At 71.1% G+C, this 21843-nt stretch carries 15 protein-coding genes and 1 pseudogene; 13 read left to right on the top strand and 3 right to left on the bottom strand.

Annotation, left to right across the window (positions count from 1 at the left end; translation table 11 throughout):
• Positions 1 to 9: 9 nt before the first annotated feature.
• A complete protein-coding gene (locus OXG55_03680; GenBank protein ID MCY4102355.1) occupies positions 10 to 1797 on the top strand; it encodes an arginine--tRNA ligase in 1788 nt (595 codons plus the stop codon).
• The gene (lysA, locus tag OXG55_03675) at positions 1797 to 3071 is read left to right on the top strand and encodes a diaminopimelate decarboxylase (GenBank protein MCY4102354.1); all 1275 of its coding nucleotides are present in this window, start codon (positions 1797 to 1799) and stop codon (positions 3069 to 3071) included. Before OXG55_03680 ends, lysA begins: the two co-directional genes overlap by 1 nt.
• Here the strand turns inward: lysA and OXG55_03670 are convergent.
• Genes OXG55_03670 through OXG55_03660 form a run of 3 tightly spaced genes read right to left on the bottom strand, consistent with a single transcriptional unit; the run spans position 3041 to position 9851 of the window.
• Entirely contained in the window at positions 3041 to 6721 is a 3681-nt protein-coding gene (locus OXG55_03670; protein ID MCY4102353.1) for a helicase-related protein, read from the bottom strand. The two genes, lysA and OXG55_03670, sit on opposite strands and share 31 nt — an antisense overlap.
• Complete coding sequence (locus OXG55_03665; GenBank protein MCY4102352.1) at positions 6718 to 8622, bottom strand: phospholipase D family protein; 1905 nt, start codon at positions 8620 to 8622, stop codon at positions 6718 to 6720. The genes OXG55_03670 and OXG55_03665 overlap by 4 nt, the downstream gene beginning before the upstream one ends.
• Complete coding sequence (locus OXG55_03660) at positions 8622 to 9851, bottom strand: DUF6361 family protein (GenBank protein ID MCY4102351.1); 1230 nt, start codon at positions 9849 to 9851, stop codon at positions 8622 to 8624. The genes OXG55_03665 and OXG55_03660 overlap by 1 nt, the downstream gene beginning before the upstream one ends.
• A gap of 465 nt (positions 9852 to 10316) precedes the next feature.
• Here OXG55_03660 and OXG55_03655 point away from each other — a divergent pair, with 465 nt between their 5' ends.
• From OXG55_03655 to OXG55_03605, 11 genes and pseudogenes are all read left to right on the top strand, one after another.
• Positions 10317 to 11267: an ImmA/IrrE family metallo-endopeptidase gene (locus OXG55_03655; GenBank protein ID MCY4102350.1), complete on the top strand. Its 951-nt coding sequence runs from the start codon at positions 10317 to 10319 to the stop codon at positions 11265 to 11267.
• A complete protein-coding gene (locus OXG55_03650) occupies positions 11267 to 11755 on the top strand; it encodes a DUF4411 family protein (protein MCY4102349.1) in 489 nt (162 codons plus the stop codon). Before OXG55_03655 ends, OXG55_03650 begins: the two co-directional genes overlap by 1 nt.
• A gap of 195 nt (positions 11756 to 11950) precedes the next feature.
• Positions 11951 to 13342 (top strand): homoserine dehydrogenase, encoded by a 1392-nt coding sequence (locus OXG55_03645; GenBank protein MCY4102348.1) that lies wholly within the window; start codon positions 11951 to 11953, stop codon positions 13340 to 13342.
• A pseudogene (locus tag OXG55_03640) lies at positions 13339 to 13461 on the top strand (hypothetical protein). Before OXG55_03645 ends, OXG55_03640 begins: the two are co-directional and overlap by 4 nt.
• 174 nt (positions 13462 to 13635) lie before the next feature.
• Positions 13636 to 14988: a threonine synthase gene (thrC, locus tag OXG55_03635; GenBank protein MCY4102347.1), complete on the top strand. Its 1353-nt coding sequence runs from the start codon at positions 13636 to 13638 to the stop codon at positions 14986 to 14988.
• Positions 14989 to 15002: 14 nt separating this feature from the next.
• Positions 15003 to 16145, top strand: coding sequence for a 2,3-bisphosphoglycerate-independent phosphoglycerate mutase (apgM, locus tag OXG55_03630; protein ID MCY4102346.1), 1143 nt, complete (start codon positions 15003 to 15005; stop codon positions 16143 to 16145).
• Positions 16146 to 16388: 243 nt separating this feature from the next.
• Positions 16389 to 18284 carry a transcription termination factor Rho gene (gene rho, locus OXG55_03625; GenBank protein ID MCY4102345.1) on the top strand — a complete coding sequence of 632 codons (1896 nt, stop codon included), beginning with the start codon at positions 16389 to 16391 and terminating at the stop codon, positions 18282 to 18284.
• Positions 18285 to 18314: 30 nt separating this feature from the next.
• A complete protein-coding gene (locus OXG55_03620) occupies positions 18315 to 18569 on the top strand; it encodes a type B 50S ribosomal protein L31 (protein MCY4102344.1) in 255 nt (84 codons plus the stop codon).
• A gap of 278 nt (positions 18570 to 18847) precedes the next feature.
• Positions 18848 to 19930 (top strand): peptide chain release factor 1, encoded by a 1083-nt coding sequence (gene prfA / locus OXG55_03615; protein ID MCY4102343.1) that lies wholly within the window; start codon positions 18848 to 18850, stop codon positions 19928 to 19930.
• Positions 19931 to 19940: 10 nt separating this feature from the next.
• Positions 19941 to 20957: a peptide chain release factor N(5)-glutamine methyltransferase gene (locus OXG55_03610; protein MCY4102342.1), complete on the top strand. Its 1017-nt coding sequence runs from the start codon at positions 19941 to 19943 to the stop codon at positions 20955 to 20957.
• Positions 20954 to 21601, top strand: coding sequence for an L-threonylcarbamoyladenylate synthase (locus OXG55_03605; GenBank protein ID MCY4102341.1), 648 nt, complete (start codon positions 20954 to 20956; stop codon positions 21599 to 21601). The genes OXG55_03610 and OXG55_03605 overlap by 4 nt, the downstream gene beginning before the upstream one ends.
• Positions 21602 to 21843: the final 242 nt, after the last annotated feature.

The raw sequence follows: 21843 nt of genomic DNA, 5'->3' as shown, positions 1-21843 counted from the left end.
CGCTGCCGCATGATTCGGAGGCACCTGCTCGACGCCCTGCGCGCCGCGCTCGGCGCCGCCGGTGTCGAGCCTCTGCCTGCCACGATCGAGATCGGTCGCCCGGCACGCGCCGAGCACGGTGACTGGTCCTCGAACGTGGCGCTGGTCTGCGCCAAGGCAGCTGGCCGCCGCCCGCTCGACCTGGCCGAGAGCCTGGCCGAGCGCATCGCCGCCGACCCTCCCGCCCACCTGCGCCGGGTGGAGGTGGCGGGGCCGGGGTTCGTGAACTTCCACCTCGACGACGGCTGGCTGCACGACGTGCTGCGCCAGGTGGTCGCCCAGGGCACGGACGGCTACGCCCGTTGTGACTTCGGCGCCGGGACGGCGGTGAACGTGGAGTTCGTGAGCGCCAACCCCACCGGGCCGCTGCACGTGGGCGGCGGGCGCTGGGCCGCCTATGGCGACAGCCTCTGCAACATCCTGGCCCGCTGCGGCTTCGCCCCGCACCGGGAGTACTACCTCAACGACCGCGGCCGCCAGATGGACGCCTTCGCCGAGTCGCTGGTGGCCCGCAAGGAGGGCAGCGAGCCGCCTGTGGACGGCTACCGCGCCGACTACGTGCGCGAGTGGGCCGCCGAGATGCCCGACGGCGCCGACGCCCTGGAGTGGGGCTACGTCCGCGCCCGCCGCGATGTGGCCGAGAGCTTGGCGCGTCTCGGCGTGCGGTTCGACACCTGGTCCAGCGAGCGCGCCCTGGTGAGTTCAGGGGCCGTCGCCGCCACGCTGGAGACTCTTGAGGGCAGAGGCGCCGCCTACCGCGCCGACGGCGCCGTGTGGTTGCGCATCGCTGGTGCCGTCCCCGCCGGCGGGCGCCCGGCCGCGGCCGGCGCCCCGGTCGGCGACGGCGACGATGCCGTCCACGAGGGAGCGCTCCGGGGCGACCGGGACACCGGCGACGGACCGGTCCCGGCAGTCCTCGGCGGGGATGCCGCTCGCGCCTCCCGCGGCGGCGACCGGGTGCTCGTCCGTTCCAACGGCGAGCCCACCTACCTGTTGCCCGACATCGCCTACCACGCCGACAAGCTGGACCGCGGCTTCGATCTTCTCATCAACGTTTGGGGTGCCGACCACCACGGCCACATTGCCCCCCTAGCGGCTGGCGTCTGCGCCCTCGGGCACCGCCGTGAGCAGTTGGAGATCGTGCTGGGGCAGCTCGTCACGGTGATGCGCGGCGGCGCCGAGGCCAAGATCTCCAAGAGGGCCGGCAACGTGGTGCTGCTCGACGACCTGGTGGACCTCGTCGGGCCCGACGCCGCCCGCATGACGTTCCTGCTGCAGTCCCTCGGCAGCCGCCAGACCATCGACTTGGACGTCGCAGCGGCGCAGTCCATGGAGAACCCCGTGTTCTACGTGCAGTACGCCCACGCCCGCATCTGCTCGCTGATGGCCACCGCCGCCGAGCGCGGCACAACGCGCCCGCCGCTCGAGGACGCCGCGCTGGAGCTGCTCACCCACCGGCGCGAGCTGGAGGTGCTCCGCACGCTGCACGCCCTCGGCGACGTCGTGGCCGAGGCGGCCCGCGAGCGCGCCCCCCACAAGCTCACCACCTGGGTGCGAGAGTTGGCTGGCGCCTTCCACGGCTTCTACCACGACTGCCCGATCCTGCGCAGCGAAGTCGACTCGTCGCTGCGCGCCGCCCGGCTGTGGCTCACCGAGGCGGCCCGCATCGGCCTGGTCATCGCCCTCGACCTCCTAGGCGTCAGCGCCCCTGAACGCATGGAAACCCGCCCCGCCGACGATGCCGAGGAGGCGGTCTGATGGCCGGACCTGTCCCTCGGAACCTGCTGCCCGACAACGCCGCCTGCGACGCCGGCGGCCGGCTCTCCGTGGGCGGCTGCGACCTAGTGGACCTCGCAGGCGAGTTCGGCACGCCGCTCATCGTCTACGACGAGGACCACCTGCGGGCGCGCTGCGGCGAGGCGCGGTCGGTCTTCGGCGAGGGCGCCGTGGCGTACGCCGCCAAGGCCTTCCTCTGCCGGGCCATGGTGGAGTTGGTCCACGAAGAGGGGCTGCACCTCGACGTGTCCACCGGCGGCGAGCTGCACGTGGCCCTAGCGGCCGGGTTCCCGCCCGAGCGGCTGGTGATGCACGGAAACTACAAGTCGGCGGCGGCCTTGACCGCCGCCATCGAGGCTGGCGTGGGCCGCATCGTGGTCGACAGCTTCGAGGAGTTCGACCGCCTCGACACTTTGGCGGCCGAGCGAGGGTGTCGGCCGGCGGTGTTGCTGCGGATCACGCCGGGCATCGAGGCGCACACCCATGTTTATCTGGCCACGGGACGGGACGACTCGAAGTTCGGTTTCACGGTATCCACTGGCGCAGCGGCGGAGGCGGTGGCCCGCGCCCGCGCTTCGGACTCGGTGGAACTTGTTGGCATCCACGCCCACATCGGCAGTCAGGTGTTCCGCCTCGACTCGTTCGCGCGGGCGGTGGCTACCCTGGCGTCCTTCGCCAACCCGTTGGGCCTGCCCGAGTTGTCAGTCGGCGGCGGCCTCGGCGTGGCCTATGTTGCCGGCGAGCAGGCACCGTCGATCACCGAATGGGGGCGCACCGTGCTGCAGGCGGCGGCCGACGCCGGCGTGACGGCCCGACTCAGCGTCGAACCCGGACGGGCGATCGTGGCCGCCGCGGCCGTCACGCTCTACACGGTCGGCGCGGTCAAGGCCCTTCCGGGCATCCGCACCTATGTCGCCGTCGACGGCGGCCTCAGCGACAACCCGCGGCCGGTGCTCTACGGCAGCGGCTACGAGGCGTTCCTGCCCCGCGTCGCCAGCGCGGCGAGGCCCCGAGCCGTCCGGGTGGTGGGCATGAATTGCGAGTCGAGCGACATTCTCGTGGCGGACGGCCATTTGCCGCAGGACTTGGCCACCGACGACGTTCTGGCCATCCCCGTGGCCGGCGCCTACGGTTACGCAATGGCCTCCAACTACAACAAGATGCCCAGACCCGCCGTGGTGTTTGTGCGCGACGGCGAGGCCCGCCCGGTGATCCGCCGCGAGACCTACGAGGATCTCCTCCGCCTCGACCTGTAGGGGCGGGACGTCCCGAGGCGTCGCCACCATGGATCAGGCGAACTCAGCCTCTCGCGGGGAGTTGAGGAGCCTTCGGGCTGGTTGTGTGCCTGAGTGGGGGCGGGCCCGGGAGCGGCGCCCGCCGGCAACGCCTGCTGGCCGGTTGTGTGCCCGAGCAGCGGCGGGGGTTCGTCGGCGAGGCCGCCCCCAAGGTCGTCATCTCCGGCCGGGCGCGTGCCCCGCTCGGGAGGCGACAGGTCGATGCGGAGCCGCGACGCCAGCCGGAGGAGGTCGGCGTCGGAGCGGTCGGCGCCGAGGAACTCCACCAGCTCCTCCTGGCGGGGTTGGCCGAAGGCGAGGCGGTAGGCGGCGAGCGATTTGCGCAGCTTCGGCAGCGCCGCCGCGTCGCGGCTGAACGGCATGACGGGCACATGGCGTTCGATCTTCGCCGGTCCGGCGTGGAAAACCCAGTAAGGAACCATCTCGCCGCTGTCCGTCGGTCTTTCCGGGACGGCCCGCTCGAAGAGTCGGCTCCACGGGTCGCCGCCGCTGGCCCGCCCCTCGGTGAGCAGGTCCGGGCCGAAGGTCGCGGCGATGTTCCGGCGGACGGCGTGGCCCTTGTAGCGGTGGACGCGCCCCTCGCGCTGCTCGAGGTCGACGGGGTTGGCGGGCAGGTTCCAGTGGACGACGGCGTGGCACCAGAGATGGAAGTCCAGTCCCTCCTGCCCGACCGACGTGGAGGCCATCACGAAGGGCCAGAACGGCGAGTTGAACGCTCTGGAGAGCGACTCGGCCCGCACCTCGCCGCCGCCTTCGAGAGCCTGGTTGCCGAAGGCGACGGCGAAGCGGGTGCGCATACGGCGGGCGTCGAACTCGACGCGGCGGCTGTCCTGCGCCGGCCGGGGCACGTCCACCCGGAACGAGGAGGTGCGCAACTCCAAGGCCTCTTTGAGGTGGCCGGCGATGTCGGCGGCCAGCGCGGCGCGCCGCTCGTCGGCTCCCAGACTCAGGTACCCGAGCCAGTCACGGAGCACATGGGCGTGCTCGTCCAGCACCGCTTGGAGGTTCCCGATGATCGAGTGCCGAAGGACGTCATGCCAGTAACGCCCGCCGCCCTCTTCGGTCTCGGACTCCTCCGAGCTCCCGCCGACGATGGTGCCGGTGACCTCGGGGGCGTTGAAGAAGCTCCGGAACGCGCCCGCAGCCCGAGCGGCGTGTACCACGGCAGACTCATTGTCGAGAGGTAGCCCCGCGACCGCAGCGATCGCCCGCAGCGCGCACTGCGCCGGCCCGCCGACCGCCAACTCGGCCAGCACTGTCGTGAGGTCGTCGGGCGGGCGTCCGAGAGCGTGGCGACCGTCTTCGCCCGTGGGCCTGGCTTCGGACCCGGATGAAGGTCGGCAATGGTCGCCGGAGGACGGCCCGGGACTGTATTCGAGCATGGCCTTGGCTTCGGCGACGTGCGCCCGGAGCCCGCGGTCAACCTGCTCACCCTCCCAGTGGCTGAGGTCGTTCAGGGCCAGCAGGCGGTGCGTCGCCGACGGATGACGTTGCTGGTCGAGGAGCAGGGGCGCCGCCCAGTACCACCTCCGGTCGACCGCGCCCTCGGCGGGTGCGGTTAGGACAAGGGCTTCGATGGCCTTCGCAATGCGAGCTTTCACCTCGGCGAGCAGGTCGGTGACGCGGCGGCCCGCCTGGCCTCCCCCGACGACTGGTCGGTCTGCCGCTGCCACCTCGCCGGGCACGCCGCTGACGCAACGGCGCGGGTCGCCCGGCAGTGGCCGGGGGTCTCCCAGTTCTGCGAGGGTCGGGCTCGGCCAGGTGAGCAGGAACGTGGTCATCGCCGCGGCTCGACTGTCGCCGGCCGCCTCTCCGGGCCTCGCTGCTTCGGTTGTGCGCTCGCTGGTGCGCAAGGTGAGGCGCTGCCCGCCGCGTCGCCCGTAGTTGGCGGTGTAGGCGTGGCTGCGTCCGCTGTAGGCGCGGCGCTCGGCCTCGAAGCTGGCCAGCGACGAGACGACTTTGGGGACCACCGCCCATCCCGAGAAGATGAGCCTCTTGGTGAAGGTGGCGGCCTCCGGGCTCTCGTAGACCGACCCGGTGTCGTAGTAGCGCAGGGACGGGGGGATCCAGAGCAGATCGAAGGCGCGGTGGCGATGCAAGTCGTCGAGCAGCCAGCGGAGTCGCCCGTTCTGGGGGTCGATGCGCTCGTAGGCCTCCACATCCTCCCAACTCAGCAGGCCCGGACCCGCTTCGAGCCCCGCGCCGTCCCCGAGGCGGCCGTCCGCTGCGGCCGACACGATGGTCTCCTTCAGCTTGTAGCCCTCCATGAAGTTGACGAGGTACGGCGCGGACTTCCAGTACTCGGCGGGCTCGTGGTGCTTCACGGACTCGGCCAGATCCCCGAAGCGGAGGTAGGCGCGCAGGTCGTGCGACTTCACCTCTACGTGCGCTTCTGGCTCGTGCAGCATCCCGTCGCGGTCCGGCGTCGCCGCCAGTCGCTCGGTCCGCGCCATCACGCCGCGCAGTCGGCCCTGGATCTCCACGCAGATCTCCTCGGCGCGCCCCAGCGAGTCGGCGGAGGTGAGCGCCAGCCGGAGATCGCCGAACCGGTCCCGCAGCTCCTCGGTCCGCGCCGGATCCCCGAGCAGGAACGAGCAGGTCTCGTAGAAGTCCTCGTAGTGGTCGCTGTCGGGCTCGTCGCCGGTGGTGTACATGCGGTACGGGGTGGCGGACAGCAGCAGCGTCCGCGTGGTGCGGCCGGTCTGCGGGTCGGTGTAGTTGAACATCCGGTGCGCCACGTTGGCGGCGAAGTTCTGAGGATCGGGTCGCAGCAGGTCCTTGAAGCGCTGGAACTCGTCCAGGATCACCAGGTCGGGTTGCAGCGCGGCGACGCCGACGTTCGCCATGATGCGCCGCACGCCGGCGATGAACCACCAGCGCTTTCCGAGCAGGTCCCCGGGGAACGTGCGCTGCCAGCGCAGCCCTTCGACGAGTTGGTCGAAGAGCTCGCGCAGGGTCCGCGCGCCGCGGGCGCGCCTCGCCCGTTCGGTCTCTTCCAGCAGCCTTTTGAAGTCTTCGAGCGACCCCTGGATGCGCGGGCGGTAGTACTGCTCCCACCAGCGCAGCCGCTCATCGGGGTCGACCCTGATGCCGTGCCAGAACACCCGGCGCGCCGGCGCACCCATTGCACTCGCGCCCCAGATGGCGCGCAGGAACGTGTAGGCGAGGCAGCGCTCGGTGAACTTGCCGGTGCCGCGCCCGAACTGGAGCGAGGTTCCGGGGGTGATGGCCAGCAGGTTGACGCCTCCCCGACCGGGATTGTCCTGGTTCAGGTTCACCAGCGGGAGCATGGTGAGCCGGTCCACGGACTCGATGGGCTCGACGCCCTCGGGCGCCAGCTTGCGAAGGTTCTGGCGGGCGATGGCGCCGTTCGAGCAGATGTAGACGATGTCGTGGCGCTCGTCGCCGGTGCGCCGCAGGTGGTCGATGACCTGGGCGACCACGCCTTTGGCGACATGCGTCTTGCCGAGCCCCACCTCGTCGGCCACGAGGAACCGGGTGGCGGGATCGGCGGCGGTGTACATCCGCTGGAAGGCCCAGCGGGCGGTCCGCCTCTGGAAGTCCTTCAGGTCGGTCAGGACCGCCTCGGCGTCGACGTCCGGCGCGGTCATCGGTCCGGCGTCCCGGTGTGCGCCACCTCGTGGATCGTCTTCCAGAGTTCGGCGAAGCCCGGCGGCAGCGCGCCGTCCTCGGCCAGGTCGCCCACGAGCGGGTGCAGCCCGGCGAGCTTGGCGGGGTCCCGTCGCATCGTGCGCAGCAACTTCTCCAGGACCGGCAGGCTCGACGAACCGCCCCCGCCGCCAGCGGGGCCTCTGGCGGCGCCCTCGACGGCGTCGAGCAGGCTCACGTGGTCCGGGTCCTCGTCCAGCAGCGCCAAGAGGTAGCGGAAGAAGCGCTCGGCGTTCCCCACGAGGGCGCGCAGCAGGGAACCCTCACGCTCCTCCGGCACGCCGTCGAGCGGGACCGGGACGACGAAGCCAGTCCGGGCCTCCTCGTCGTCGGAGTGAGTGAGCTCGAATGCCAGGAAGCCGGAAATGGCTTCGAGGATCGTCTCGAAGCGAGCCTCCAGAGGTTCACCGGCGACAACCCGTCTCCGGTTCCCCGCGGACGCCAGCGGCCAGCAGTGGATCTCCGTGCCGTCGGGTGCCCGCAGAGGCTCAGACGTCCGGTACGTGACCGCCCAGCCGGTGCCGCTGCGTTCGACGGATCCCGCGAAATGAAGCTGGGCGATGGCCCGGCGAGCGCTGTCCAGCGCTCCTCGGCCTTCGTCGTCCGGTTCAGGAGTCGGTTCGGGTCGGCGGTAGCTCCGGAACAGCTCCCGGAGCCCTGGCTCGTCCTCACTGCCGACGCAGAGCCGGTCGATGCCGAGCGCCTCTGTGGCGCCCACGAGTTCCAACAGGATCTCGACATTGGCGCCGAATGCTGCACCGGTGGCGTTCGCCGATCCGAGGAACAGATGCGCCCGGCCGTCGCGCTCGAAGGCGAAGACCTTGGCGTGCAACCCCGCCAGCGGCCGGCCCGGGTCGTTGGGTGAGTCGGAGTCTTCGGCATCCGCGAGATCCGGCACGCTGGCGTCGTCGAAGGTGTGAACGGTATTCATACCCTCGAGTGACACCGGATCGAGGCCGTCCAGGGACTCTTGCGTGCTGACGAGTTCGATCACTTGGGGGGTCTGGGCGGCGGCGCTGATGTCCTGGCCGTCTCGCGCCTCCGGGGTGCTGACGGGCTCGTCCACCGGTCGCGGATGCACCCTCGTGAAGAAGTCGTCGCTCACGAACGGCGAGATGATCAGCGACCGCTCGGCGGCATCCGGCAGCGGCGAAGACCGCTGCGTCAGGCCCAGTACGTGGGTGCGCAGCTCCTGCGCACCGCCGGGCAGGGCGAACCTGGCCGACCCGAGAGCGTCCGCCAGGGATCGCACGCGGTTGCGATGGACCTCGCCGACCTCGCCGACCGCGTATTCGAGGAGTCCGCCGAACAGGTCGCCCACGGGTTCCAGCGACACGCCGTCCGCGGCGCTCGTTTCGTCGAGGCGGACCAAGGCGTCCCAGCTCGCGTCGAACGTGAGGTTCCGGCTGGCGACGAGCACCCGGAGCGCCCGCTGTCGCCCCGCACCGTCGGGCGGCGCGTCCGGCGGTGCCTCGCCGGCCTCGTAGCGCAGCACCCACACCTTGGGGTGTACGACCCCGCCTCGCGGCGCACGAACGGGGATGACCGCCCCCTCGAGGAAGGCGAACACCCGCCGCGAGGGCGGCAGGGCGATCTCGCCGGCTTGGCAGAGCACGCTGAGCTTGTCGGCGTGGGTGCGCAGCGCGTGCAGCAGTTCGATGGGTTCGAGGCGGCCGTCGTCGGGGACGATGCCGTCGGGGCCGGTGAGCGTCAGCGCAGCGGGTGCCGCTAGGAGCGCCCGGAGGTCGAGCGTGAAAGTCACGGCCATGGCCGACTCCAGCCCGAAGCCGGCAGGGGGCCGCAACGCGTCAAGGAGGGTCAGGCGGTTGGCGGGCTGCAGCATCAGGGCACCGGCCCCAGCGCCACATCGAGATCGGAGAGGTAGCTCTTGGTGATCGGCCACCGGTAGTTGAACTGACCGCCGCCGGGCACTTGACCCCAGTTCTCCAGGGCCGCCCGGTAGCCGAGGCGCGCGCGCCTCGACTTGAGTCGGACCTCCCGGTCGACGATGCAATCGTGGACCGAGCGATCCTCGGCGAAGCCCGCCGGGTTCTCCACCGCCCGCCGGGCCACGAAGTTCACGAAGTCCCGGGTGGCGCCGCCGATGCGGCGCTCGCTGAGGACGTGCCAGAACTCGGGCAGGTTCTCGGCCCAGATGCGTAACTCCTCGTGTCGGCCCTCGAGCAACCTGGCCCAGCGGCCGAGGCGGCGGAGTTGGCGCTGCTCGAGTTCGTGGGTGTCCCATCCGAACTCTGCCCGCGCTTTGCGTGCGAGGAGCACGTTGTAGACCAACTGGGGGCCGAGGGTGAGCTCGGAGAAGCAGCGGGCGTGGCGCAGGAGTTCCACGAGACCGCCGGGCATCCCGTGCGTCGGCACTTCCCACGGGAAGCGGGCGTTCGCCGCGGCGGCCGGCGTGCCGCACAGGAAGGCCAGCAGCGTGCCCGGCTGGCACCGCCGGATGCACTCGACGAGGACCTGCGCCTCATCGCGACGCAGCTCGAATGTGATGTTCTCCTGCAGGAAGTCGTCGGGCGCCGGCGGCATGGACGCCCACATCGACACCGCCCGCGCCGTCGGATTGCGGTCGTCGTCGCGCTCGGGCTGACGGCGTCCCAGAGCTGCCGCCCGCTGCCCGTACTCGGCGATGCTGAGATCGAGACGCCGCAGCCCCCAGGCGCCCAGGCCGGCCCAGTAGAGCCAACTCGGCAAGAGCTTGAGATCCCTTCCGGCGGCGTAGCCGATCACCCCGTTGTTCTTCCCCAGATGGCGGAGGCAGCCGATGAGCCGCGCCTCGTCCTCGCGGAGCCTGCGGGCGAAGTCACCCGGCGCGACGCGCTGCGCCTCGAGGCGGGCGAAGATCCACGGCACGAACATGAAGTAGCGGAGCCTTGTCTGGGTGGTCGTCGTGCCGGGGCTGAGCCTCCCCGAGAAGGCGTCGCGCACGGTGCCCAAACCCAACTCGTCCAGGGTGCCGGGCTCCTCCAGCGAACGCAGCAGCTCGCCCACTCGCGCGCTGGCGGCCGCATCGAAGTCGAGCCAGCCGAGCGACGACTCCGGCGCATGGGCGATCACGAGCGTCGCGCTCGGTCTGCGGCAGTATCCGGCGGGGGTTGCGCAATCACGTGCTACCCAGAGTACGCACCGCGGAAGATGGCCTGCCAGGCAGGCTGAGGCAACCTGAGCAGCAGCCAGTCGAGGAGACCCCGCAATCCGGTACGCAGATCGCTGGCGGTCGCTGACTCGGAAGGCGAACCCCGGCGGCCGGCCCGGGGCACCGCCGACGGCAATGTGAGTTGCCGCCGTTCGTGGCTATTCTGGCTGGGCATGACGGTCGCCCACGTCAATCCCGCGGTGTTGCAGTGGGCGGCGGATCGGGCCGACCTCGGATCGGATGATCTGAGCAGGTCCCTGCGCCAATCGGTCAGCACGGTCGAGCGCTGGTTGGACGGTTCGTCGGCTCCGACATTCAGCCAGGCGCAGCAATTGGCGAAACGGCTGCGAGTGCCGTTCGGTTACCTGTTCCTCGCTGATCCACCCGTGGACGAGTTGCCGATTCCCGACTTCCGTCGCGCTCCCGGAGGGGCCTACCGAAGGCCGTCGGTCGACCTTCGCGACGTGATAGCCGACGTCCTGCGGCACCAGGACTGGTACCGGGACTTCAGGGTCGGTGCTGATGAGCCCCCCCTCCCGGTCGTGGGGCGGTTCTCGACCCAAGCCCCGGTTTCCGCAGTGGCGGCAGACATTGCCCTGAGCCTCAATCTTGATTCCGAAGTCCGTTGCGAAACCCAGCGAGATCGATTCCTCAGGGCGTTTGTCCGACAGGTTGAGGCCTTGGGAATCCTGGTCATGAGAAACGGGGTCGTTCACCAGGCGACGAATCGTCCCCTTCGCGTCGAGGAGTTCCGCGGCTTCTCGATTGCGGATCCCATGGCCCCGGTGATCTTCATCAACAACGCGGACAGTCACTCCGCCCAGATCTTCACCCTGGCTCATGAACTGGCGCACATCTGGGTCGGCGAGGGTGGAATCTCGGACGCAGACTTGACGATCCCGGGAGGCGGGTCGACACATATCGAGGCGTATTGCAATGAAGTTGCGGGCGAAGTTCTGCTGCCCTGGGACCGCATCGCTGATAGCTGGAAGCGCCGGACCTCCTCGGAGAGCGAATGGCTCGGGGGTGTAGCTGCAGAGTTTCGTGTCTCGACCGTCATGGTCGCCAGACAACTCTGGACGCACGGGGCGATCAGCCGCCAGAGATTCTTCGAACTCTACGAGGCCGAGCGGGCCAAGTGGAACGCGCAGCGCGCGACAACGTCTTCGGGGGGCGACTACTACAAGAACGTCCCGATCCGCAACAGCCGGCTTCTCACCGAGGCCGTCCTTGAGAGCGTCGGCGCGTCGGAGATGTTGATACGCGACGCTTCCCGGCTTCTCGGAGTCAAGCCTGCGAACCTTCCCAAACTCCGGGCTTCCCTGGGCGGCACATAGTGCTCCGCCTGCTTGATGCCAACGTGTTCATAACGGCGAAGAACACATACTACGGATTCGATCTGGTGCCTGCGTTCTGGACGTGGCTGGAGGGTCGGGCGACCGCCGGGGTGCTGGCGTCAACCGACCTCGTGTACCAGGAACTCAAGGATGGAGGCGACGAACTGGCCCACTGGGTCGGCAGCCGGCGCGAACTCCTGTTCCATGTGAGCTCCGCCTCCTCGGAGGTAGCGGGACATGTCTCCGACCTGGGAGATTGGGCTCGCGGCGAGGGGTATCGCGAACATGTGGTCGAGGACTTCATGAGCTGCGCTGATCCATTTCTCGTGGGTGCCGCGGCGGCCGTTGGTGCGACGATCGTGACTCTGGAAACGCTGGCTGGTGCAAGTCGGAAGAAGGTCAAGATCCCTGATGCTTGCAGTCACCTCGAAGTGCCCTACGAGGACACTTTCGAGATGATGCGCAACTTGGGGGCGAGATTCGGGTAGAGCCCGCGGAAGCTTGCCTCAGGATCTGAACGTGCTGCCGAGCAGCTTGGCGGCTCGTGGAGATTGTTGTCCGGTCTGTCCAGCCGGAGGCTGGATCTGCGGCGGGCGGTGGGCGGCTGCGCCGGTAGCGTGAGCGGGATGGTTGCTCCCTCTTCTGCTGGGTCCGGTGCCGCGCCCGCGGCTTCCTCTGCTCCGGTGCGAATCGGCGTGGGCATCTTGGGCGGCGGCACGGTCGGCGCCGCGCTGGTGGGGCTGCTGGACGAGCGGCGGGCCGAGATCGCCGCCCGCTGCGGCACCGAGCTCGTGCCGGTCGCCGTGGCGGTGCGCTCGCCGGAGCGATCCCGACCGGGTGTGGCGGCCGAGCTGCTGACCGGCGACGCCGCAGCGGTGGTGGCGCGCCCCGACACCGACGTGGTGGTGGAGCTCATCGGCGGCATCGAGCCGGCCCGGGAGTTGCTGCTGGCGGCGCTGGCTGCCGGCAAGCCCGTGGTCACGGCCAACAAGGAGGTCATCGCCGACCACGGCGCCGAACTGTTCGCCGCGGCCCGCGCCGCCAGCGTGGATCTGCTGTTCGAGGCGGCGGTGGGCGGGGCCATCCCGCTGGTGCGGGCGCTGCGGGAGTCCCTGGCGGGCGAGTCGGTGCGCCGCATCATGGGCATCGTCAACGGCACCACCAACTACATCCTGAGCCGCATGACGACGGGCGGTTCCAGCTACCTCGACGCCCTGGCCGAGGCCCAGGCGTTGGGCTACGCCGAGGCCGATCCCCGCGCGGATGTGGAGGGCCACGACGCCGCCGCCAAGGCCGCCATCATGGCCGCCGTCGCTTTCGGCGCCGAGGTGACCGCGGCCGACGTGCACTGCGAGGGAATCTCCACCCTCAGCGCCGACGACATCACCTTCGCCCGCCGCTTGGGCCACGTCATCAAGCTCCTGGCCATCGCTGAACGCGTCGACGCTGAGGAGACCCACCCGGCTGAGGCGGCGAAGGGAGGGGGCGGGGTCGGGGGGCCGGGCTGCGACGACTCTTCGCCCCGCACCGAGGAGCAGAGCAGCGCCTCGGGCCCCCCGGTCCCGACGATCGCGGTGCGGGTGCATCCGGCGATGGTGCCGGAGGACCATCCGCTGGCGTCGGTGCGCGACAGCTTCAACGCCGTGTTCGTGGAGGGCGAGGCTTCCGGCGAGTTGATGCTCTACGGCCGCGGCGCCGGCGGCCGCCCCACCGCCTCGGCGGTCCTCGGCGACCTCATCGACGCCGCCGCCAACCTCCGCCGCGGCGCCGCGGGCGGCCCGCCGCCCATGGCGCCCGCCCGCATCCACCCCATCGGCGAGCTCCGCACCGCCTACTACCTGGCGCTGGAGGTGATCGACCGGCCGGGCGTGCTGGCCGCGGTGGCCGGGGTGTTCGGCCAACACGGCGTGTCGATCCGCTCCATGACCCAGGAGGGCCTCGGCGAGGAGGCCCGCATCATCTTCATCACTCACGTGGCCTGCGAGAGCGACATGCGGGCGACGCTCGACGACCTGCGCCACCTCGAAGCGGTCCGGCAGGTGGGCAGCGTGCTGCGGGTCATCGCCGACGAATGAGCCTCAGCTACGTCTCCACCCGCGGCCGAGCCCCCGAACTGGCCTTCGCCGACGTCCTGCTCGCTGGCCTCGCAACCGACGGCGGTCTCTACGTGCCGGCGACTTGGCCCACCCTGGCCGTGCGTCATGGCAGCACTCTAGATTCCGGCCCCGGATCGAGTCCGGGGCAGGCTCTTCGCCGGAATGACGGAGTGGCGGGGGTGCGGGGGGCCGGCGCCGGATCGATTTCGCCAGACGATCCGCCGACGGCCACCGGCACCGCTGCCGATGGTGATAACCAACTGGGGGTGGGGATGCCGGTGGCTAGCGCAGGCGTGCCATTTTCAGAGGCCGCCGGAGCGCCACCGGCGTCCCCACCCGGACGCCCGCTGTCCGACTACGCCCAGACCGCCGTCGAGGTCATGTGGCCGTTCGTGGCAGGCCAGATCGACAGGCAGGCCTTCGAGCAGCTCACCGCCGAGGCCTACGCCACGTTCGAGCATCCCGACGTGGCCCCCCTCGTCCCCCTCGACGAGGGCGAGGGCCTCTGGCTCATGGAGCTGTTCCACGGGCCCACGCTGGCGTTCAAGGACATCGCCCTGCAGCTGGTGGGCAGGCTGTTCGACCACGAGCTGGCCCGGCGCGGCGAGCGGGTCACCATCGTGGGGGCAACCTCGGGCGACACCGGCTCGGCCGCCATCGAGGCGTGCCGCGACCGCGACTCTCTCGACATCTTCGTGCTGCACCCGCGCGGCCGCGTCTCGGAGGTGCAGCGCCGCCAGATGACCACGGTGCCCTCCGCCAACGTGCACAACATCGCCCTCGACGGCAGCTTCGACGACTGCCAGGACCTGGTGAAGGCCATGTTCGCCGACGAGGCCTTCCGCGGCCGGCACCGGCTGGCGGCGGTGAACTCCATCAACTTCGCCAGGGTCATGGCCCAGATCGTCTACTACGTGGTGGCGGCCCGGGCCCTCGCCGGCGCGGGGGCCGCCCGGCCGGTGAGCTTCGCCGTGCCGACCGGCAATTTCGGCAACGTGTACGCCGGGTACGCGGCGCACCGCATGGGCCTCGGCGTGGAGCAGTTCGTGGTCGGCAGCAACGTCAACGACATCCTCACCCGTTTCTTCGACTCGGCCCGCCTGGAGATCCGCCGGGTGATGCCCACCATGTCGCCGAGCATGGACATCCAGGTGTCGTCCAACCTGGAGCGGCTGCTGTTCGAGTTGAACGGCCGCGACGGTGCCGCCACCGCCGCGTTGCTGGAGGGCTTCCGTGCCGCCGGCGAGGCCGAGCTGCCGCCGGGTCCGGCCGCCGGGCTGTCTCCCCTCTGGTCGGGGGCCCGGGTCGGCGAGGCGCAGACGCTGGCGGTCATCGGCGACACCTACGACCGCACCGGGATGATGATCGATCCGCACACCGCGGTGGGTGTGGGCGCGGCAACGACCGCCCGGCGCGACCCGGAGGTCCCGCTGGTAGTGCTGGCCACGGCGCATCCGGCCAAGTTCCCCGACGCCGTGGCGCGAGCCTGCGGGCGCCGCCCCGAGCTTCCCGAGCACCTCGCCGACCTGGGCGAGCGGCCCGAGCGCTGCGTCGAGTTGGACAACGACCTGGCGGGGGTGCAGCGTTTCGTGGCGGCGCACACCCGTGTCGCCGGCGACCGCTGAGCAGGGGGCCGGGCGTGAAGTACGTGGTTTGCATTCCCGACGGCTGCGCCGACGAGCCGGTGCCCGCCCTGGAGGGCCGCACCCCGCTCGAGGTGGCGCACATGCCGACGCTGGCGCGCCTGGCGGCCCGGGGCACACTGGGGCGTGCCCGCGTGATCCCCGAGGGCCTGCCGGCGGGCAGCGATGTCGGCAACATGTCGATCCTGGGCTACGACCCTGCGCTGTACCACAACGGTCGGGCGTCCATCGAGGCCGCCGCCATGGGCGTGCCCCTCGCCCCCGGCGAGGTGGCGTACCGCTGCAATCTCGTCACCCTCTCCGGCGACGGCACGATGCTGGACTTCGCCGGCGGGCATCCCCCCAGCGCCGCCGCCGCCGAGGTGATCGGCGCCCTGCAGGAGGAGTTGGGCGGCGAGGTGGCCTTCCACGCCGGCGTGCAGTACCGGAACATCATGGTGGCGCCCGCCGTCTGGGCCGAGGCCGACTGCACCCCGCCCCACGACATCAGCGGGCAGCCGGCGGTGTGGCCCACCGGCCCGGCGGCCCCCCGCCTGCAGGCCCTCATGGACGCCTCCCGCGACGTGCTGGCCCGTTTCGACATCGAGGCCACGCAGGTCTGGTTCTGGGGCCAGGGCACGTCGCCGCAGATGCCTTCCTTCGCCGACCGCTACGGCAAGGCCGCCGGCCTGGTCAGCGCGGTCGACCTGGTCCGTGGCCTGGGGGTGCTCACCGGCATGGAGGTGGTGTCGGTCCCGGGTGCCACCGCCTGGTACGACACGAACTACGAGGGCAAGCGCGATGCCGTCCTGGCGGGCCTCGAGGCCGGTGCCGACCTGTTCGTGCTCCACGTCGAGGCCAGCGATGAGGCAGGCCACGCCGGCGACGTGGACGAGAAGGTCAAGAGCCTCGAGAACTGGGACCGGCGCATCCTCCGCGACCTGGTGGCGGGGCTCGACGAGCTCGGTCCGTGGCGACTGCTGCTGCTGCCCGACCACGCCACGCCGCTGGAGTTGCGGACCCACACCGCCGACCCGGTGCCGTACCTGCTGGTGGATTCACGCGCCGGGGGGGCCGGCGGTTCCTACACCGAGTCGGCGACGGCGGACGCACCGGTGGTGCCCGGCCACCGCCTGATGGGGGAGTTGCTGCGGCCCTGACGGCCACCGGGAGCTGGCCCCGGGGGTTGTCGCCCTCTGTGCCTGCGGTTACCCTTGAAGTTGCCTTCGGCAGGCAAGTCGCAGACCGAGGGCTCTGTGAGTGCCCCGAAAGCTTGTGGGTGCATCTTGCACGCACCGCGAGCAGCCATCGGGAATGGTTGCGCAGGGGTTCTCCGTCCCAAGTTCTGATGTGGACGCAAAACCGTGCCGGTGACTGAGCCGGCCTGTGGAAGTGAGGTTGAGGTGAGCACCGAGACCGTCGATTCGCAACGCAGTCTGTTCGAGGCCAAGAGCCGCGCCGAACTGATCGACATCGCCACGGCGATGGGTGGGAGACCCTCATCGCGGAGCAAGAAGGCCGAGTTGGTCGATCTGATCGTGGAGCTGGCGGGCTTCGGCGCCGCCACCGAGCAGGCAGCCAAGGGAGAGAGTGCCGCGCCCGCGGCCACCGCTGTTGCGACGGCGACCGCGGCCGGCGATGGCGCCGGCGCTGTGTCCACCGAGGCCCCTCCGGAGATCGCCGCCGCAGACGGCGCCGAGTCGGACGATGGCGCGGACACCGCTGTCGCCACTCCCGAGTCCTCCAACGGGTTGGAGTCCGCAACCGAGGTGGCTGACGCCGCCGAGGCCGGCGAGCGCACCGAGGGCCGCACGGCCCCCGCATCCCGACCCGGATCCGCCGAGCAACGCGGATCCGCCGAGCGCCGCGAGGGCGGTCAGCGCCGCGAGGGTGGCGAGCGCCGCGACGCCGGCGAGCGCCGTGAGCGGGGTCAGGGCGGCGAGGGTGGCGAGCGCCGTGAGCGGGGTCAGGGCGGCGAGGGTGGCGAGCGCCGTGAGCGGGGTCAGGGCGGCGAGGGCCGCTCGGGGACGGCCACGGCCGAGCGTTCCGAACGCTCCGACGGCGAGCGGGGCCGCTGGGAGGACGGCGGCACCGAGTACGGCAACCGGCGTCGACGCCGGGGCCGCGGCCGGGTCGAGGAGGAGCCCTGGGAGGGCGAGCCGGTGGAGGTGTCCGGCTACCTCGACCTGCGCGACGAGGGCTACGGCTTCCTGCGCCTGAACGGCCACCTGCCCAGCCGCGAGGACGTCTACGTGTCGGTCAAGCAGGTGCGCCAGTTCGGCCTCCGCAGGGGCGACCACGTCAGCGGCGGCTCCCGCCCCGCCAACCGCAGCGAGAAGAACCCCGCACTGCTGCGCCTCGACACCATCAACGGCAAGCCTCCCGAGGAGTCCCGGAAGCGCCCCAACTTCGAGGACCTCACGCCGCTGTTCCCCGACGAGAAGCTGCGCCTCGAGCGCGCCGCCGACCGGGGCAACATGACCACCCGCATCATCGACCTCATCTCGCCGATCGGCAAGGGCCAGCGCGGCCTCATCGTCTCGCCGCCCAAGGCCGGCAAGACCACGATCATGAAGGAGATCGCCCGCTCCATCGAGGTCAACAACCCGGAGGTCCGCCTCATTGTGCTGCTCGTGGACGAGCGGCCCGAAGAGGTCACCGACATGCGCCGCTGGCTGATGCGCGGCGAGGTGGCCGCCTCCACCTTCGACCGCCCCGCCGAGGAGCACACCCACGTGGCCGAGCTCACCATCGAGCGCGCCAAGCGCATGACCGAGGCCGGCGAGGACGTGGTCATCATGCTCGACGGCATCACCCGCCTGGCCCGGGCCTACAACCTGGCGGCGCCGGCCACGGGCCGCATCATGTCCGGTGGTGTGGACTCCGGGGCGCTGTACCCGCCCAAGAAGTTCTTCGGCGCGGCCCGCAACATGGAGGAGGGCGGCTCGCTCACCATCCTGGCCACGGCGCTGGTGGAGACCGGCTCCAAGATGGACGAGGTCATCTTCGAGGAGTTCAAGGGCACCGGCAACATGGAGTTGCGGCTCGACCGGCGCACCGCCGAGCGCCGCATCTATCCCGCCATCGACGTGGACGCCAGCTCCACCCGCCACGAGGAGTTGCTGTTCGAGCGCAAGCAGCTGCAGCAGGTCTGGAAGCTGCGCCGGGTGCTGTCGGGCCTCGCCAGCGATCACGGCAACGGTGCCGCCGGGCTGGAACTGCTGATAGACCGGCTGAAGACGTTCCCCGACAACGACGCTTTCCTGGAGGAAGTGGCCCGCGGGCCGATGGGCGGCTGAGCGGACCGCCCGCAGAGAGGAGCCGAGCGCATGAAACCCGACATCCATCCCGAATACCGCGCGGTCGTGTTCCAGGACACGTCCTCGGGGGAGATGTTCCTGACCCGGTCCACCATCGCCACCGCCGACACCGTGGAGTGGACCGACGGCAACACCTATCCCCTGGCGAAGGTGGAGATCTCCAGCGCCAGCCACCCGTTCTTCACCGGCACGATGACCATCGTCGACACCGCCGGGCGGGTCGAGCGCTTCGAGCGGCGCTACGGCAGGCGCGACCGCCAATAGGGGAGTGCCGGCGAACCACCTCCACACCGGGCCCGCCGTTCCCCCATCATCCCAGTGGAGCCCGGGAATCAGCGCCCTGCGACAGCGGGTGCCTCTCTCGGCGTTCCGGCCCCCTCTATCGTCATTCCGGCGAAGGCCGGAATCCAGTGCCGGGGGTCGAGTGGCTGTGCGGGGCGAACGTGCTGGCGGGGAGTCTGACCGGGTTCCATCGTTCGGGCGTAGGCCGCAGTCCAAGGTCCAGTCGCGCGGGCGGTCCTGTGCAGGGGATCCGTGAGCCGATGAGCATCGATCCCCACTCCGAGCGCTTCCAGGCGCTGGCAGTCGAGCGCGCCGACATCGAGGCGCGCCTCGCCGGCGTCGACCTGGCGCGTGACCGCAACGCCTTCCGCCAAGTCACCCGCCGCTACAAGCAACTCAGCGAGATCACCGACCGCGTCGACGCCCTGCGGGCGGCGATCGACGACCGGGACGCGGCCGTCGAGCTGCTCGGCGAGGCCACGCCCGCCGAGGCCGAGTCGCTGCAGGCCGAGGCTGCCGAGGCCGAGGAGCGCATCGCCGCCCTCGAGGCCGAGCTCACCGACCTGCTGGCGCCGCGCGACCCCAACGAGGGCAAGGACGTCATCGTGGAGATCCGCGGTGCCGAGGGCGGCGAGGAGGCCAACCTGTTCGCCCGGGAGCTCTTCGAGATGTACCTGGCCTTCGCCGAGGCGCAGGGCTGGAAGGTGGACGTGCTGGGCTCGCAGGCCTCCGACCTCGGCGGCATCACCCACGTGGCCTTCGAGGTGTCCGGCGACGGCGTGTGGCGGCGGCTGCGCTTCGAGGGCGGCCCGCACCGGGTGCAGCGGGTGCCCGAGACCGAGTCGCAGGGCCGGATCCACACCTCCTCGGCGACGGTTTCGGTGCTGCCGACCGCCGACGAGGTGGAGGTGCAGATCGACGAGGCCGACCTGCAGATCAGCGTGTTCCGCTCCTCCGGTCCCGGCGGCCAGTCGGTGAACACCACCGACTCCGCCGTGCGGGTCACCCACAAGCCGACCGGCCTGGTGGTGAGCATGCAGGACGAGAAGAGCCAGTTGCAGAACCGCAACAAGGCGCTGCAGGTGCTGCGGGCCCGGCTGCTGCGCCTGGAGCAGGAGCGGGCCGCCGCCGAGGCCTCCGACCAGCGGCGCAGCCAGATCGGCCGGGGCGGGCGCTCGGAGAAGATCCGCACCTACAACTACAAGGAGAACCGGGTCACGGATCATCGCATCGGGCTCACCCTCTACAAGCTGGACCGGGTGCTGGCCGGCGCCCTCGAGGAGATCGTCGAGGCCCTGGCCCGCCACGACCGCGAGCAGGCGCTGGCCGGCGCCACGTCGTAAGCGGGTCGGCGTGGCTGGCGACGTCGCCGGTGCCGGCGTCGTGCTCTGGCGCGAGCTGCTGGCCGAGGCCGCCGAGCGCCTGACGGCCGCCGGGGTGGCCTCTGCCGATATCGAGGCTCGGCGCATCGTGGTGGCCTCCGCCGGCTGCGACGACGCCGCCTGGCACAGCGAGCTGGACCGGCCCGCCACCCGCCGGGGCGTGGCCTCGTTCGACCGGATGCTGGCACGCCGGACAGCCGGCGAGCCGCTGCAGTACGTGCTGGGCTCGTGGGGGTTCCGCGCCCTTGACCTGTTCGTGGACCGGCGGGTGCTGATCCCCCGACCCGAGACCGAGATCACCGCCGGTTGCGCCCTCGCCGAGCTCCAACGCCTCGCCGAGCTCCAGCGCCGCGCCGGTGCGTCCGGGGGCGGAGGCGGGGTGCCGCTCCGTTCCTCCACGCAGGCGAGAGTCGCCGCGGCCCGGCCCCCCGCCCCGCCCCCTCCGTCTGCGGCCCCTCGGAGAGCGTCTGTCCTGCTGGCCGCCGACCTGGGGTGTGGCTCGGGGGCGATCGGGTTGTCGCTGGCGGTCGAGTGTTTGGATGTCGAGGTGATCTGCACCGACGTCTCGCCCGAGGCGCTGGCGGTGGCGAGCGCCAATCTGGCCGGTCTGGGCCGGCCGGCGCGGCGGGTGCGGCTGGCGGAGGGCTCCTGGTACGCGGCGCTGCCGGCGGATCTGCGCGGACGCTTCGACGTGCTCGTCTCCAACCCGCCCTACATCGCCGCCGGCGGCCGGCTTCCGCCAGAGATCACCGACCACGAGCCACCGGTGGCGCTGTACTCGGGGCCGACCGGCACGGAGGCGACCCGGACGATCCTGGCCGGGGCGCCGGAGTGGCTCGCCCCGGGCGGCGCGGTGGTGCTGGAGATGGCCGACGGCACCGCCGGCCGCGTCGAGGAGCTGGCACACGCCGAGGGGCTGCAGGAGGTCGCCGTACACCACGACCTGGCCGGCTGCGAGCGCGTCCTCGTCGCCCGCCGCTCCGGATGAGCCGCCCACCTCCACCCGGACCCGTGCTGATCGACCTGCGGGTCGAACCACAGCGGGCGCTGGAGGAGGCCACCGCCGCGCTGCGCGCCGGAAGGGTGGTGCTCCTGCCGACCGACACGGTCTACGGGCTCGCCGCACTCACCCCGGCCGCCGAGGAGGACCTGTTCGCGCTGAAGGGCCGGCCCGCCGACCGCTCGATCGCAGTACTGGTGGCCGACCGCCCCGCAGCCGAGTCCCTCGCAGTCTCAGTCCCGGAACCACTCGCAGAACTCATGGACCGACACTGGCCGGGGCCGCTCACCGTGGTGCTGCCCCGCCCGCAGACATCGGTCCCACAAGTCGGCGGCAACCGCGAAACCATCGGCGTCCGCTGCCCCAACCACCCGTGGCTGCGAAGCCTGCTGGCCGAGGTCGGCCCCCTCGCCACCACCAGCGCCAACCGCCACGCCCAGCAAACCCCAACCCACGCCACCGAGGTTCTGGCTGCTCTGACTCCCGATCACGAATCCGCCGTCGGCATCGCCGTGGCCATAGACGGTGGCCCCTGCACCGGCCAGGCCTCCACCGTCGTTACCTGGCAAGACGGCGAACTGAAGATCCTCCGCTCGGGGCCCCTGAGGCTCGAACCGTCCAACTCCGCCTGAGAGCGGTCATTCGCCGACCGGTCCGCAACGCCACACCAGCGGTTGTGCCTTGGTGGTCCTGAGTCCAGAATGCAAGCGCCGCCCCCCTCGCCTTCAAGGATTGTGACCCTTGAGGGGGGCGGCACCGAAGGTCTAAGACCCTGCCGAAGCATATAGCGGCGGGTACCTGGCCGTAAACCTCGGACTTCCGCACCAACGGAGGCTGGAACGTCGATAAGGCGATCGCCCGGGCCACGGCCCCC

The sequence above is a fragment of the bacterium genome (genome assembly GCA_026708055.1).
In the GTDB taxonomy this organism is placed as follows: domain Bacteria; phylum Actinomycetota; class Acidimicrobiia; order Acidimicrobiales; family CATQHL01; genus VXNF01.
Note: the sequence above shows the minus strand (reverse complement) of the source record. Positions and strands in the feature narration are given on the sequence as shown.